Annotated in this window: 12 protein-coding genes; 9 read left to right on the forward strand and 3 right to left on the reverse strand. The window is 73.4% G+C overall.

Annotated elements, in window-relative coordinates; genetic code table 11:
* Positions 1-38 precede the first annotated feature (38 nt).
* A complete protein-coding gene (locus tag ACA361_RS15165; RefSeq protein WP_375012600.1) occupies positions 39-3,404 on the forward strand; it encodes a BTAD domain-containing putative transcriptional regulator in 3,366 nt (1,121 codons plus the stop codon).
* 35 nt (positions 3,405-3,439) lie between these two features.
* Complete coding sequence (era, locus tag ACA361_RS15170) at positions 3,440-4,351, forward strand: GTPase Era (RefSeq protein ID WP_375012601.1); 912 nt, start codon at positions 3,440-3,442, stop codon at positions 4,349-4,351.
* On the opposite strand, the gene ACA361_RS15175 is transcribed toward era, so the two are convergent.
* On the reverse strand, positions 4,348-5,031 hold the full coding sequence (locus ACA361_RS15175; RefSeq protein WP_375012602.1) for a hypothetical protein: 684 nt from the start codon (positions 5,029-5,031) through the stop codon (positions 4,348-4,350). The genes era and ACA361_RS15175 overlap by 4 nt on opposite strands.
* Positions 5,032-5,145: 114 nt before the next feature.
* Between ACA361_RS15175 and ACA361_RS15180 the strand changes: the two genes are divergently transcribed.
* The 7 genes from ACA361_RS15180 to leuA all read left to right on the forward strand — a co-directional run bounded on the left by ACA361_RS15180 (position 5,146) and on the right by leuA (position 12,561).
* Complete coding sequence (locus tag ACA361_RS15180; protein WP_375012603.1) at positions 5,146-5,757, forward strand: TerB family tellurite resistance protein; 612 nt, start codon at positions 5,146-5,148, stop codon at positions 5,755-5,757.
* Between the two features lie 183 nt (positions 5,758-5,940).
* On the forward strand, positions 5,941-7,140 hold the full coding sequence (gene urtA, locus ACA361_RS15185; protein WP_375012960.1) for an urea ABC transporter substrate-binding protein: 1,200 nt from the start codon (positions 5,941-5,943) through the stop codon (positions 7,138-7,140).
* Positions 7,141-7,151: 11 nt separating this feature from the next.
* Positions 7,152-8,030 carry an urea ABC transporter permease subunit UrtB gene (urtB, locus tag ACA361_RS15190; protein ID WP_375012604.1) on the forward strand — a complete coding sequence of 293 codons (879 nt, stop codon included), beginning with the start codon at positions 7,152-7,154 and terminating at the stop codon, positions 8,028-8,030.
* Positions 8,027-9,112 (forward strand): urea ABC transporter permease subunit UrtC, encoded by a 1,086-nt coding sequence (gene urtC, locus ACA361_RS15195; RefSeq protein ID WP_375012605.1) that lies wholly within the window; start codon positions 8,027-8,029, stop codon positions 9,110-9,112. The genes urtB and urtC overlap by 4 nt, the downstream gene beginning before the upstream one ends.
* A 13-nt stretch (positions 9,113-9,125) precedes the next feature.
* Entirely contained in the window at positions 9,126-9,878 is a 753-nt protein-coding gene (gene urtD / locus ACA361_RS15200; protein WP_375012606.1) for an urea ABC transporter ATP-binding protein UrtD, read from the forward strand.
* Positions 9,878-10,585, forward strand: a complete 708-nt coding sequence (urtE, locus tag ACA361_RS15205; RefSeq protein ID WP_375012607.1) for an urea ABC transporter ATP-binding subunit UrtE — start codon at positions 9,878-9,880, stop codon at positions 10,583-10,585. The genes urtD and urtE overlap by 1 nt, the downstream gene beginning before the upstream one ends.
* A 254-nt stretch (positions 10,586-10,839) precedes the next feature.
* Complete coding sequence (leuA, locus tag ACA361_RS15210; protein ID WP_375012608.1) at positions 10,840-12,561, forward strand: 2-isopropylmalate synthase; 1,722 nt, start codon at positions 10,840-10,842, stop codon at positions 12,559-12,561.
* A 164-nt stretch (positions 12,562-12,725) separates the two neighbouring features.
* Here leuA and ACA361_RS15215 read toward each other — a convergent pair whose 3' ends face one another.
* Together ACA361_RS15215 and ACA361_RS15220 are read right to left on the reverse strand one after the other, a co-directional pair.
* Entirely contained in the window at positions 12,726-12,974 is a 249-nt protein-coding gene (locus ACA361_RS15215; protein ID WP_375012961.1) for a protealysin inhibitor emfourin, read from the reverse strand.
* 76 nt (positions 12,975-13,050) lie between these two features.
* Positions 13,051-14,070, reverse strand: a complete 1,020-nt coding sequence (locus tag ACA361_RS15220; protein WP_375012609.1) for a M4 family metallopeptidase — start codon at positions 14,068-14,070, stop codon at positions 13,051-13,053.
* Positions 14,071-14,246 lie beyond the last annotated feature (176 nt).

The raw sequence follows: 14,246 nt of genomic DNA on the forward strand, positions 1-14,246 counted from the left end.
GAAAGGTCCGCCATGTCCCGGTTTAGGCTGGCCGGGACATGGCGAACGTGCGCGCGCTCGGGACCTTCGAGGTCTGGCTGGACGGGGCGGTGGTCGACCTCGGCGGCCCCCGCCAGCGGTCCGTGCTGGCCAGGCTGGTGGTCGCCCGCGGCGCGATGGTCCCCGCCGAGCGGCTGGTCGAGGACCTGTGGCCGGGGACGGCCCCGCCGCGCGCCGCCGCGGGCCTCCAGTCGTTCGTGTCGCACCTGCGCCGCGCGCTGGAGCCGGACCGCCCGCCGCGCACGCCCGCCCGCGTCCTGGTCACGGCGCCGCCGGGGTACGCGCTGCGGCTCCCGGACGACGGCGCGGACGTCTGGCGGTTCGACACGCTCGTCGACCGGGCCGGTGAACGCCTGGCGGCCGGCGATCCGGCGGGCGCCCGTGCGGCCGCCGCGGAGGCGCTGGGGGAGTGGCGGGGCCCCGCGTACGCCGAGTTCGCGGACCTGCCGTGGGCGGTCACCGAGGCGGGCCGGCTGGACGAGCGGCGCCGCACGGCCGTCGAGCGCCGCGCGGAGGCGATGCTGCGGCTGGGCGCGGCGGCCGAGGCCGTGCCGGACCTGGAGGCCCACGCGGCGGCGCATCCGCTGCGCGAGGAAGCCTGGCGGCTGCTGGCCCTGGCCCTCTACCGGTCCGCGCGGCAGGGCGACGCGCTGGCCGCGCTGCGGCGGGCCCGCGCGACCCTGGCCGAGGAGCTGGGCGTGGACCCCGGCCCCGCGCTGCGCGCCCTGGAGGCCGACATCCTCGCCCAGGCCCCCGCCCTCGCGCAGGCCGCGGAGCCCGCTCCCGCCGCACCGGCACGGACCGGGCCCGGCGGGGCGCGGCGGGCGCGCCTGCGCGTCGCACCCGAGCCCGGGGCGCACGGTGAGGCGCTCTTCGTCGGGCGCCGCGACGAGCTGGGACGGCTGGCCGCCGCGGCGCGGGACGCGGCCGGGGGACGCTGCGCGCTCGCCCTCGTCGGCGGCGACGCCGGAATGGGCAAGACCTCCCTGGCCGGACGGCTCGCCCGCACGCTCGCCGCCGACGGCTGGACCGCCGGATGGGGCGGCGCCCCCGAGACCGGCGGCGCCCCGGCCGCCTGGCCCTGGGCCGAGCTGCTGCGCGAGCTGGCCGCCGCCGGCCCGCCGCCCGCCGGACTCGCCGAACGCCTCGCCCCGCTGCTGTCCGACGCCGCCGCGGCCCCCGAGGCCGCCGCCGACATCACGAGCGCCCGCTTCCGGCTGCACCGCGCCGTCGGCGACTACCTGGCCGGCCTGGCGGAGCGGACGCCGCTGCTGCTCGTCCTGGAGGACCTGCACTGGGCGGACGAGGAGACGCTCGCGCTCCTCGCCGCCCTCCCCGCCCGGCTGCGGGACCGGCCCGTCCTGCTGGTGGGGACGTTCCGGCATACGGAGGCGCCCGAACGCCTCGCCGGGACGCTCGCCGCCCTCGCCCGGCACGAGCCGCTGCGCGTCGAGCTGGCCGGGCTGCCCGCCGCCGACGTGGCCGCGCTGGTCCGCGCCACCTGCGCCGCCGAGGTCGGGCCCGACGAGCTGGCCGCGATCGCCGAGCGCACCGGCGGCAACCCGTTCTTCACCCGGGAGACCGCCCGGCTGCTGGACGCCGAGGGCCCGCGCGCCGCGACCCGGCTGGTCCCGGCGGGGGTGGGCGACGTGCTGCGGCACCGGATCGGCCGGCTCCCCGAGGCCGCGCAGGCCGTGCTGCGGTACGCCGCCGTCGCCGGCCGCGACGCCGACCTGGGCGTGCTCGCCGACGTCGCGGGCGACGAGGACGCCGTGCTGGACGCCGTGGACGCCGGGGTGGCCGCCGGGCTGCTGACCGAGCCGGGCCCGGGCCGGATCCGGTTCGCGCACGCGCTCGTCCGCGACACCCTCTACACCGGCCTGTCGCGGGCCCGCCGGACCCGGCTGCACGGCCGCGTCGCCGCGGCCCTGGAACGGCACCGCCCCGGCGAGGTCGCCGCGATCGCCCACCACCATCTGGAGGCGGGCGGCGCCGACCCCGGCAAGGCCGTCCGCTACGCCCGGCTCGCGGCGGAGGCGGCCGAGGCCAGGTTCGCGCACCGCGCGGCGGCCGACCTGTGGATCGCCGCGTCCGAGACGCTGCGCGCCCAGGGCGGCGGCGCGTGGCTGGAGCCGGAGGCCGCCGCGATCCGGGCCGCCGCCCTGGCCGGGGACGTCGTCGAGGCCCGCGCCCGCCGCTCCGCGGCGCTCGGCCCGGCCCGCGCGTCCGGGGACGCCCGGCTGCTGGCCCGCGTGATCGTCGCGTTCGACGTGCCGACGCTGTGGACCAGCCGCGAGTACGGATCGACCGACCCGGAGATCATCGAGGCCGCCGAGGAGGCGCTGGCCGACCTCGGCGACGACCCCGAGCTGCGCGTGCGGCTCCTGACCACGCTGGCGATCGAGCTGGAGGGCGAGCCGGACGGCCGGTGCGTCGCGGCCGCCGACGAGGCCGTCCGGCTCGCCCGCGGGCTGGACCGCCCCGAGCTGCTGGCCGTCGCGCTGAACGGCCGCTACATCAACGGCTACCGCGACGCGGGCGGGGCCGCGGAGCGGCGCGCGCTCGCCGCCGAGCTGCTCGACCTCGCCACGGCCCACGACCTCGGCATGTACCGCGTGCTCGCCCACCTCCAGCTCCAGCAGACCCATCTGGCCGGGCTCGACCTGGAGGCCGCCCGGCGGCACCGCACGGAGGGCATCCGGCTCGCCGAGCAGTACGGGCTGCCGCTGCTCGGCATGATCGCCGGCTGGTACGACGCGCTCGGGCACGCGTTCGCCGCCCGGTTCGGGGACGCCGAGGACGCCTACCAGGAGGTCGCGGAGGCCATCGGCGCCCGCATCTGGAGCAGCGAGCGCGGCATGGCGTTCCTCGGCGTCTTCTGCCTGCGGCTGATCCAGGGCCGGGAGGGCGAGCTGGTCGAGCAGGCCCGCTGGCTGCGGGACCGCTGGCCGCACGTCGCCGGGACCGCCGACCTGTACGCGCTCGCCCTGGCCGGCGCGGGCCGCCCGGCCGAGGCCCGCCGGGCGGTCCGCGGCGCCGGTCCGGTCCGGCTCGACTACTTCTTCGACCTGGTCATGGCGATCCGGGGCCGCCGCGCCATGGTGCTGGAGGACCCGGAGACGGCCGCCGAGGCGTACGCGGCGCTGCTGCCGTACCGGGACCACATCGCGGGCGGCGGCACCGCCGTGGTGACGCTCGGCCCGGTCGCGCAGACCCTGGGGGACCTGGCGCTCTTCCTGGACAGGCCCGCCGAGGCCGCCGCGCACTACCGGCACGCGGCCGGGATCGCCGCCCGGATCGGGGCGGCGGCGTGGCGGTCGATCGCCGCCGAGGCGCTGCGGGCGCTGGGCGACCCGGCCGCGTGACCGAGCCGTCCGCCGCGTACGCGACAATTGACAGCGTGACATCGCTGGGAGAGACGACACACAGGTCCGGCTTCGCGTGCTTCGTCGGGCGGCCGAACGTCGGCAAGTCGACGCTGATGAACGCGCTGGTCGGCACCAAGGTGGCGATCACCAGCAGCCGGCCGCAGACCACCCGCCGGGCGATCCGCGGCATCGTGCACCGCCCCGACGCCCAGCTGGTCGTCGTCGACACCCCGGGCCTGCACCGCCCCCGGACGCTGCTGGGCGAGCGCCTCGACAGCCTGGTCCGCTCCACCCTCACCGAGGTGGACGTGCTGGGATTCTGCGTCCCGGCGGACCAGAACGTCGGCCCCGGCGACCGCTTCATCGCCCGGGAGCTGGCCAACGTCAAGGGGACCCCGGTCGTGGCGATCGTCACCAAGACCGACCTGGTCCCGCCCGAGCGCGTCTTCGAGCAGCTCGCCGCCGTGTCCGAGCTGGGGGAGTTCGCCGACATCGTGCCCTGCTCGGCCCAGGACGGCTTCCAGGTGGACGTGGTCGCCGACCTGCTGATCAAGCACCTGCCGGAGGGGCCCGCCCTCTACCCGGAGGGCGACCTCACCGACGAGCCCGAGCAGCTCCTGGTCGCCGAGCTGATCCGCGAGGCCGCGCTGGAGGGCGTCCGGGACGAGCTGCCGCACTCGATCGCCGTCGTCGTGGACGAGATGGCGCCCCGCGAGGGCCGCGAGGACCTCATCGACGTGTACGCGCACCTGTTCGTCGAGCGCCCCAGCCAGAAGGCCATCGTCATCGGCACCAAGGGCGCGCGGCTGCGCGACGTCGGCACCCGCGCCCGCAGGCAGATCGAGGCGCTGCTCGGCACCAAGGTCTTCCTCGACCTGCGGATCAAGGTCGCGAAGGACTGGCAGCGCGACCCCAAGCAGCTCCGCCGGCTCGGCTTCGACTAGTCCCGGCGGGCCGCGGCCACGCGGGCCGCCAGCGGGCGGGCCAGGGCGAAACCGGCGATCAGCAGCGACATCGCGACGGCGAGGTACCAGCCGGTCACCACCGCGACCTCGTAGCCCACCGCGAGGTTCTCGGCCGCGAGGCGCTCCTTCACGTCGCCCAGCCGCAGCACGAACAGCACGCACACCAGCAGGGACAGCGCGCCAGGGACGGCGGCCAGCGCGGAGATCCGGTCGTCGCGGCCGACGAGGCCCCACAGCGCCATGCCCGCCGCGGCCAGCGCCAGCACCGGGACGGCCGCGACCATGCCGTCCGCCTCGATGCCGATCACGGTCCCCAGCTCGCGGCTGAGCGTCCGGCCGAACACGTCGACCGCGATCCGCGCCTCGGCCCAGGGCAGGAACGCCGAGACCAGCAGCAGCACCGCGGACAGGACCACGGCGATGTTCCACACGTTCCCCTGGCCCGCGGGCTCGGGCGGCGGCCCCCACGCGGGATGGCCGTAGGGGCGCTCCTCCGCCGGCGGCAGGAACCCCGGGCGCGCGCCCGGCCGGCCCTCGTACGCCTCCGTCCCGGCCCCCGGGGCCGTCCAGCCGCCGCCGGCGGGACGGGCGCCCTCCGGCGGCGGCGGGCCCGCGGCGTCGCCCGTGCGGTCCTCCCCGGCACCCTGGTCACCACTCATGGGGCCAGCGTACGGGGCGTGACCGCGCGCGGCCGGGCGGGCGCGGCGGGACGGGCGCGGCGGGCCGCCGGATCGGTAGTTTGGAGGGGAGCCCGTTATGGGAGGAGAGATCCGGTGCTGCTTATCTTCGGCCTGTCGGTCTTCTACCGGACCCTCGGCGAGGGAACGTTCTACTGTCCCCACTGCGGCGGCGACCGCGCGTACCGGCACCGGGCCGGGCGGCGCTGGTTCACGCTGTTCTTCCTGCCGGTGGTCCCGCTCGGCAAGGTCGGCGAGGTCGCCGAGTGCCGCACCTGCCGGTCCCGCTTCACCACCGCCGCGCTGCGCTCGCCGACGGCCCAGCAGATGGCCGCCGCGCTCCCGGCCGGGATGCGGGCCGCGGCCGCGCTGGTCCTGCGGGCGGGCGACCCGTCCGACGCCGCGTCCCGCGCCAGGGCCGCGGACGCCGTGCGAGGGTACGGGGAGGCGCGCTTCGACGACTCCGGCGTCCAGAGCGACCTGGGGCTCCAGCAGGCGCACCTGGAGGAGCGGGTGTCGGCGGCGGGCGCGCAGCTCGCGAACGAGGCCAAGGAGTGGTTCCTGGCGCAGGCCGCCCGCGTCGCGCTGGCCGACGGCCCGCTGAGCGACCCCGAGCGGCAGGTCCTGCACCGCGTCGCCCACCTGCTGGGGATGTCGCACGCGCACGCGCTCGGCGTCATCATGACCACCGAGGGCGCCGCCCGCTGACCCTGCCCACTCGGGCCCGGGGCGCCTCACGCGCCGCCCCGGGCCCGGTGAGACCTTCGTAAACCTCTTGTAACACGACGGTCGCGAGGCAGAAATCTATTTGCGGAGACTTGTCACAGAAAACGCTGTTCCGGGGGCATGTTCTGTGAGGAGTCACCGTTGCGGAAATCATTCTGGCGGCCTTTGGGGCTCGCGCTGGCGCTGCCCGCGGCCCTGCTGACCGCGTGTGGCGGCGAATCCGGTGACGTATCGAGCGCCGGCGGCGCTTCCGGAAACACCATCAAGGTCGGTGTCCTGCATTCGCTGAGCGGCACGATGGCCATCAGCGAGGTCACCGTCAAGAATTCCGAGATGCTCGCCATCGAGGAGATCAACGCCAAGGGCGGGGTGCTCGGCAAGAAGCTGGAGCCGGTGGTCGAGGACGGCGCCTCCGACTGGCCCACGTTCGCCCAGAAGGCCCAGAAGCTCATCAAGAAGGACAAGGTCGCGGCCGTCTTCGGCGGCTGGACCTCCGCCAGCCGCAAGGCCATGCTTCCGGTCTTCGAACGCAACAAGGCGCTGCTGTGGTACCCCGTCCAGTACGAGGGACTGGAAAGCTCGCCGTACATCTTCTACACCGGCGCCACCACCAACCAGCAGATCGTGCCCGGCCTCGACTACCTCAAGGAAAAGGGCAAGAAAAAGATCTACCTGGTCGGCAGCGATTACGTCTTCCCGCGCACCGCCAACAAAATCATCAAGGCGTACGCGGCGGCCAACGGAATGCAGATCATGGGCGAGGAGTACACCCCGCTCGGGCACACCGAATACAGCACGCTGGTCAATAAGATCAGCCAGGCCAAGCCGGACGCGGTGTTCAACACGCTCAACGGCGACAGCAATGTCGCGTTCTTCAAACAGCTCAAGAGCGCCGGATTCGACGCGGCGAACCTTCCGGTGATGTCGGTGAGCATCGCCGAGGAGGAGGTCAAGGGCATCGGCGTCGCCAACATCGCCGGGCAGCCCGTGGCCTGGAACTACTACCAGACCACCGAGGGCGAGCGGAACGCGGCGTTCGTCAAGGCGTTCCAGGCCAAGCACAAGGGCGCGGTCACGTCCGACCCGATGGAGGCCGGCTACAACGCCGTCCACCTGTGGGCCGAGGCCGTCAAGAAGGCCGGCAGCACCGACGTCGCGGCCGTGAAGAAGGCCGCCGCCGGGATCTCGCTCGACCTGCCCGAAGGCAAGGTCACCATCGACGGCGCCACCCAGCACGTCCACAAGACCGCCCGGATCGGGATCGTCCAGCCGGACGGCCTGATCAAGGAGGTGTGGAGCTCCAAGGAGCCGATCAAGCCCGACCCCTACCTCAAGTCCTACCCCTGGGCCACCGGGCTCTCCTGAGGAGGGTCACCGTGGAATCGCTGCTCAACCAGCTGCCGATCGGGCTCAGCATCGGCGCGGTGCTGCTGCTGATCGCGCTCGGCCTCACGTTCACGTTCGGCCAGATGGGCGTCATCAACATGGCGCACGGCGAGTTCATCATGGCCGGCGCGTACACCGCGTACATGCTCCAGGACTGGGCCGGCACGCAGGCCGTGCTCGTCGCGCTGCCGGTCGCCTTCCTCCTGGCGGGCGCCCTCGGCTGGGTCCTGGAACGCACCGCCATCCGGCACTTCTACGGGCGGCCGCTCGACACGCTGCTGCTCACCTGGGGTGTCGGCCTCGTCCTGCAGCAGGCCGCCCGCGACATCTTCGGCGCGCCGAACGTGCAGGTCACGGCCCCGGGCTGGCTCACCGGCCGGATCGAGGTGATGGGGGCGAGCCTGCCGTACTCGCGGCTGTTCATCATGGCCCTCGCCGTCGCCTGCGTGATCGGGATCTGGCTCTACCTGTCCCGCTCGGCGCAGGGCCGCCGGATGCGCGCCGTCATGCAGAACCGCGAGCTGGCCGCGTGCAGCGGCGTCGCGACCGGCCGTGTCGACCAGCTCACCTTCTTCATCGGCTCCGGCCTGGCCGGCGTCGCCGGGGTCGCGCTGACGCTGATCGGCCCGGTCGGGCCCTCGCTCGGCACGTACTACATCGTGGACGCGTTCCTCGTCGTGGTCGCCGGCGGGCTCGGGCAGCTGCGCGGCGCGGTGATCGCCGCGTTCGCGCTCGGGATGCTGAACTCGTTCGCCGAGTTCTGGACCGACGCCAGCCTGGCCAAGGTCATCGTGTTCGCGGTGATCATCGCGTTCCTCCAGGTCCGGCCGCAGGGCCTGTTCGTGCTGCGGACGAGGGCGCTGACATGAGCGCCCGGATGCGCGGTCACGCGCTGTTCGCCCTGGTCTCGCTGCTCCTGCTGGTCGTGGCGCCGCTGGCGCTGCCCGCGTTCCGGCTGGACGAGCTGGCCAAGTACCTGTGCTTCGCCATCGCCGCCCTCGGCATCGGGCTCGCCTGGGGCCAGGGCGGGATGCTCACCCTCGGCCAGGGCGTGTTCTTCGGCCTCGGCGGCTACGCGATGGCGATGTACCTCAAGCTCCACGACGCCGGCGGCGACCTGCCCGACTTCATGGTCTGGAGCGGCGTCGAGAACCTGCCCGCCCTGTGGAAGCCGTTCGGGAACGCGGCGTTCGCGCTCGCGGCGGTCATCGTCGTGCCGGTCGCGATCGCCGTGGTGCTCGGGACGCTGGTGTTCCGGCAGCGGGTGCGCGGCGCGTACTTCGCCATCCTCACCCAGGCGCTCGCCGCCGCGTTCGTGATCCTGCTCGTGGGCCAGCAGGGCCTCACCGGCGGGACGAACGGCATGACCAACTTCTACGACTTCTTCGGCCGCGACCCCGAGGCCGAGAGCACCCAGCGCACGATGTACTTCGTCACCGCGATCGTGCTCGGCCTGCTCTACCTCGGCGCCCGGCAGCTGGTGAAGAGCCGCTTCGGCCGCCTCCTGGTGGCGGTGCGGGACGGCGAGGACCGGGTCCGCTTCCTCGGCTACGACCCGGCCACCGTCAAGACGATCACGTTCGCGATCTCGGCGGGCATGGCCGGGCTGGCGGGCGCGCTGTTCGTCCCGGTCGTCGGCATCATCTCGCCGTCGCTGCTGGGCGTGGTGCCGTCCCTGGAGCTGGTCGTGGCGGTCGCCGTCGGCGGCCGGTACGCGCTGGCCGGCGCCATCCTGGGCGCCGTCGTCATGAACTACGCCAAGACGTCGTTCAGCGAGGAGTGGGCGGGCGGCTGGCTCTACCTCCAGGGCGCCCTGTTCATCCTGGTCATGACGCTGGCCCCCAAGGGCGCCGTGGGCCTGTACGAGCAGGCCCGCGACGCCGTCGCCCGCCGCCGCGCCCCGGCCGCGCCGCCCGTACCGCCGAAGGTCAAGGAAGAGGTCCCCGCATGAGAGAGGTGCCCGCATGAGTGGGAGCGCTTTGCTGGAGATCCGCGGGCTGGAGGTCGTGTTCGACGGGTTCCGCGCGATCGGCGGGATCGACCTGACCGTCGAGCAGGGCGAGCTGCGGTTCCTGATCGGGCCGAACGGGGCGGGCAAGACCACCCTGATCGACGTGGTCACCGGGCTGACCCGGCCCGCGGCCGGCTCGGTCCGGTTCGCCGGGACCGAGCTGACCGGCCGCCGGGAGCACAAGATCGTCCGGCTGGGGATCGGCCGCACGTTCCAGACGTCGGTCGTCTTCGAGGAGCTGACCGTGGTCGAGAACCTCGACCTGGCCGCCGGGTTCCGCCGCCCGCTGCCGACCCTGCTGCGGCAGCGGCGCGGGATCTCCGGCCCGGTGGCCGCCGCGCTCGACACCATCGGGCTGGGCGGGCTGGCCGACCGGCCCGCCGGGGTGCTCTCGCACGGCCAGCGCCAGTGGCTGGAGATCGGGATGCTGATCGCCCAGGGGCCGCGGCTGCTGCTCCTGGACGAGCCGGTGGCCGGGATGAGCCAGGGCGAGCGGGAGCGCACCGGCGAGCTGCTCACCGAGATCGCCAAGGACCACACGGTGATCGTCGTCGAGCACGACATGGATTTCCTGCGCCGGTACGCCTCCCAGGTCACGGTCCTGCACGAGGGCACCGTCCTGATGGAGGGCGACGTGGCCGCCGTCCAGGCCGACCCCCGCGTCCAGGAGGTCTACCTGGGCCGCAGCCGCGAGGAGGCCGCGTGATGGGGGAGCCCTTGCTGAAGGTCGCGGGGCTGGAGGCCGCTTACGGGCGGGCACGGGTGCTGTTCGGGGTGGACCTGGAGGTCCCCGCCGGGACGCTGATGTGCGTGATGGGGCGCAACGGGGTCGGCAAGACCACGCTGCTGAACGCGATCATGGGCGTGCTGGCCCCCGCGGCCGGGTCGGTGGTCTTCGACGGCGCGGACGTCACCCGGCTGCCCACCCACGAGCGGGTGCGCCGCGGCATGGGGTACGTGCCGCAGGGCCACGAGACGTTCCCGCAGCTCACCGTGGCCGAGAACCTCCAGGTCACGCTGGAGGCGTCGCGGCACCGGGACAAGGGGGCGATCGAGGCGGCGCTGGAGGTCTTCCCGCGGCTCAAGGAGCTGCTGGGCCGGCGGGCCGGGTTCCTGTCCGGCGGCCAGCAGCAGCAGCTCGCGATCGCGCGGGCGCTGGTGACCCGGCCCCGGATGCTGATCCTGGACGAGCCCACCGAGGGCATCCAGCCGTCGATCGTGGCCGAGATCGAGGCGGCGGTGGAGCGGCTCAACAGGGAGGCCGGGCTCGCGGTGCTGCTGGTCGAGCAGTACCTGGAGCTGGCGCTGCGGCTCGCCGACCGGTTCGTGATCATCGAGGGCGGGGCCGTCCGGCACGCGGGGACGGCCGAGGACCTGCACGACGAGCACGTGAAACGCCTGCTGGCCGTGTGAGTCGGCTTGCGGCCGTCACCGGCGCGTCCCGCGATACGCCGGTGACGGCCGTGCTCCGTCTCAATCCGCGAGACGTGGTTTCTGCATCCGGAGATCCATCTGTTACCTTGGCAGGCGTGTTGCGTGAGCTGCTCCTCCTTAGCGGCCGCAGCGGGGCCCTATAACGGTCGGCACCCTCGCTGCGGGAAACAGCCGTGCGTGAGCACCCCGGCGTGAACGCCGGCCGCAGGACCGAGAGCAGAGGAACTCCACGGATGTATCCGCAACAGACCCCTTCCGGCATGCCCTTCGAGCGCTACCGGCCGTTCGCCCCGATCAAGCTGACCGACCGGACCTGGCCGGACGCGGTGATCACCGAGGCGCCGCGGTGGTGCGCGGTCGACCTGCGCGACGGCAACCAGGCGCTCATCGACCCGATGGACTCCCAGCGCAAGCTGCGGATGTTCGAGCTGCTGGTACGGATGGGCTACAAGGAGATCGAGGTCGGGTTCCCGGCGGCCAGCCAGACCGACTTCGACTTCGTCCGGCAGATCATCGAGGAGGGCCGGATCCCCGACGACGTGGTGATCCAGGTCCTGACCCAGGCCCGGCCGGAGCTGATCGAGCGGACCTTCGAGTCGGTCCGCGGCGCCAAGCAGGCGATCGTCCACCTGTACAACTCCACCAGCACGCTCCAGCGGCGGGTGGTGTTCGGCCAGGACCGCGACGGGATCACCGCGATCGCCGTCGAGGGCGCGAAGCTGTGCGCCAAGCTGGCCGAGGACATGGGGGACACCGAGATCTTCTTCCAGTACTCGCCGGAGTCGTTCACCGGCACCGAGCTGGAGTACGCGGTCGAGGTCTGCAACGCCGTCAACGACGTGTGGAAGCCGACCCCCGACCGGAAGGTCATCGTCAACCTGCCGGCCACGGTCGAGATGGCCACCCCGAACGTCTACGCCGACCAGATCGAGTGGATGAACCGCAACCTGGCGTACCGGGACTCGGTCATCCTGTCGCTGCACCCGCACAACGACCGCGGCACCGCCGTGGCCGCCGCCGAGCTGGGCTACATGGCGGGCGCCGACCGGATCGAGGGCTGCCTGTTCGGCAACGGCGAGCGGACCGGCAACGTCTGCCTGGTCACGCTGGGGCTGAACCTGTTCACCCAGGGCGTCGACCCGATGATCGACTTCTCCGACATCGACGAGATCCGCCGCACCGTCGAGTACTGCAACCAGCTGCCGGTGCACGAGCGGCACCCGTACGGCGGCGACCTGGTCTACACCGCGTTCTCCGGCTCCCACCAGGACGCGATCAACAAGGGCTTCGACCACCTGGCGAAGGACGCGGAGCGGGCCGGGACGCCGGTCGACGCGTACACCTGGGAGGTCCCGTACCTGCCGATCGACCCCAAGGACGTGGGCCGCTCGTACGAGGCGGTCATCCGGGTCAACAGCCAGTCCGGCAAGGGCGGCGTGGCGTACGTCATGAAGACCGAGCACGCGCTGGAGCTGCCGCGGCGGCTGCAGATCGAGTTCTCCCGGGTCGTGCAGCAGCACACCGACTCCGAGGGCGGCGAGGTCACCCCCGAGCGGATGTGGGAGATCTTCGAGACCGAGTTCCTGGCCAACGGCCCGCGTGCCGGCCTGCTGGCGCACCGCGCGACCTCGCGGGTGAACGAGAAGGACGTGCTCAGCTGCGACGTCCGGATCGACGGCGAGATCCGCGAGATCGAGGGCGTCGGGAACGGCCCGGTGTCGGCGTTCGAGGCGGCCCTGGCGACCGTGGGCGTGAACGTGCGGGTGCTGGACTACGCCGAGCACGCGATGAGCGCCGGCGGTGACGCCCGTGCCGCCGCGTACGTCGAGTGCGACGTGGACGGCGCCACGGTCTGGGGCGTGGGCATCGACGGCAACATCGTCACCGCCTCGCTCAAGGCCATGCTGTCGGCCGTGAACCGCGTGACCCGCACCGCGGCCTCCGGCCGGCAGTGACCCGCGTGATCCGTGCCGCGGCCTCCGGCTGACCGGAGGCCGCCGGAACGACCCCACAGACCCGGTCGCGCGCGGTGGGACCCCTGCGCGCGGTCGATGCCCGGGCCCCGGACGTGACGATCTCACGGCCGGGGCCCTAGCGATCTCCGGTGCGGCGGGCGGCGTCAGCGGCCCTGGCCGAGGACGTGGTGGACCAGTTCACGCAGCGGGCCGTGTAACTGGGCCTCCCCGACGGTCGTGGTGTCGCCGTCGATGTCGATCTCGTACAGGAACTGGTCGGGGATCCGGCCGGGCGGCGGCACCGCCGCCAGGTCGACCCGGTCGACCAGCCGGGCCAGCATCGGATCGGTGGCGCTGTCGGCCTGTCCCCGCACCTCGATCCCCGCGAAGCCCCCGCTGCGGACCACTGTCACGTTCAACTATCTCTCCCGCTCGCCCTCGCGGCCGTGCGGTCCGGTCCACCCGGACCGGCTCGGCGCTGCGTCGATCTCACTGGGGGACGGCCACCCCCACCCCCGCCCAGGCGTCCCGTACCGCCCGGGTCTCCGCGCCGCCGGCGCCGTAGAGCCCGGTGGCGGTCGCGACCGTGGCGGCGGCGAAGCCGGCGAAGTCGGTCGTGCGTTCGATCCTGCCCCCGGTGAGCGTGTCGTACCACACCCGGCCGGCCTTTTCCCAGGCGTTCCCGCCGATCTCGGTGGCGGCGAGGTAGAACGCGCGGTTGGGGATGCCCGAATTGATGTGGACGCCGCCGTTGTCGCTCTGCGTCTCGACGTAGTCGTTCATGTGCCCCGGCTGCGGGTCCTTGCCGAGGCGCGGGTCGTCGTAGGCGGTGCCGGGCTCCTTCATCGAGCGCAGCGCCTTGGCGTTGACGCCCTCGGCGAACAGGCCCTGCCCGATCAGCCAGTCGGCCCGGTCGGCGCTCTGCTTGAGGTGCCACTGCTTGACCAGCGATCCGAACACGTCGGAGACCGACTCGTTCAGCGCGCCGGACTGGCCCTGGTAGTCGAGGTTGGCGGTGTACTGCGTGATGCCGTGCGCGAGCTCGTGGCCGGTGACGTCGAGCGGGCCGGTGAACGCCAGGAACAGCTTCCCGTCCCCGTCGCCGTAGACCATCTGCTCGCCGTTCCAGAACGCGTTCTCGTAGGCGCGCCCGTAGTGGACCGTGGAGACCAGCCGCAGGCCGGCGCCGTCGATGGAGTCGCGCCGGTAGGCGGCCTCGAAGAAGTCGAACGTCACGCCGAGCCAGTCGTAGGACTGGTCGACGGCCTTGTCGCCGGTGGCGGGGGCGCCCTCGTCGCGGGCCTTCTCGCCGGGGAGGGTCTCCTGGTTGCGGGCGTTGTGGACGCTGCGCTTGGGGGCGAAGTCCGCGCTGGGCGCGGGGGCCTCTATGGTGAGCGCCTGGCGTGCGGCGCGCTGTTCCGAGCTGATGGCGAGGGAGCGGCGGGCGGAGTCGCGAAGCGCCGGGTCATCGGCGGCCTCGGCGACCTGCTCCAGGATATGGGGTGGCACGATTGTGCATCTCATAGAACAACGCTGCCAGTTCCCCGTGAGGAGAGCCACACTTTCGCGAATACTCTGACGGCCTAATCCGGTCACTTACGGTGATGGGAACCGGTCGGACATGACATGTGTCGGCCGCGTTCGCGCCCCGTTCGCCAGGTGCGGGACGGTGCGGGAGAATGGGG

Source organism: Actinomadura sp. 21ATH, assembly GCF_041951345.1.
Taxonomy (GTDB): Bacteria; Actinomycetota; Actinomycetes; order Streptosporangiales; family Streptosporangiaceae; genus Spirillospora.

Bases quoted from the DNA above. Each gene is read 5' to 3' on its own strand.
- ACA361_RS15165 (WP_375012600.1), top strand. From the start codon at position 39: ATGGCGAACGTGCGCGCGCTCGGGACCTTCGAGGTCTGGCTGGACGGG.
- urtE (WP_375012607.1), top strand. From the start codon at position 9,878: ATGGGGGAGCCCTTGCTGAAGGTCGCGGGGCTGGAGGCCGCTTACGGG.
- urtC (WP_375012605.1), top strand. From the start codon at position 8,027: ATGAGCGCCCGGATGCGCGGTCACGCGCTGTTCGCCCTGGTCTCGCTG.
- leuA (WP_375012608.1), top strand. From the start codon at position 10,840: ATGTATCCGCAACAGACCCCTTCCGGCATGCCCTTCGAGCGCTACCGG.
- urtD (WP_375012606.1), top strand. From the start codon at position 9,126: ATGAGTGGGAGCGCTTTGCTGGAGATCCGCGGGCTGGAGGTCGTGTTC.
- ACA361_RS15175 (WP_375012602.1), bottom strand. From the start codon at position 5,031: ATGAGTGGTGACCAGGGTGCCGGGGAGGACCGCACGGGCGACGCCGCG.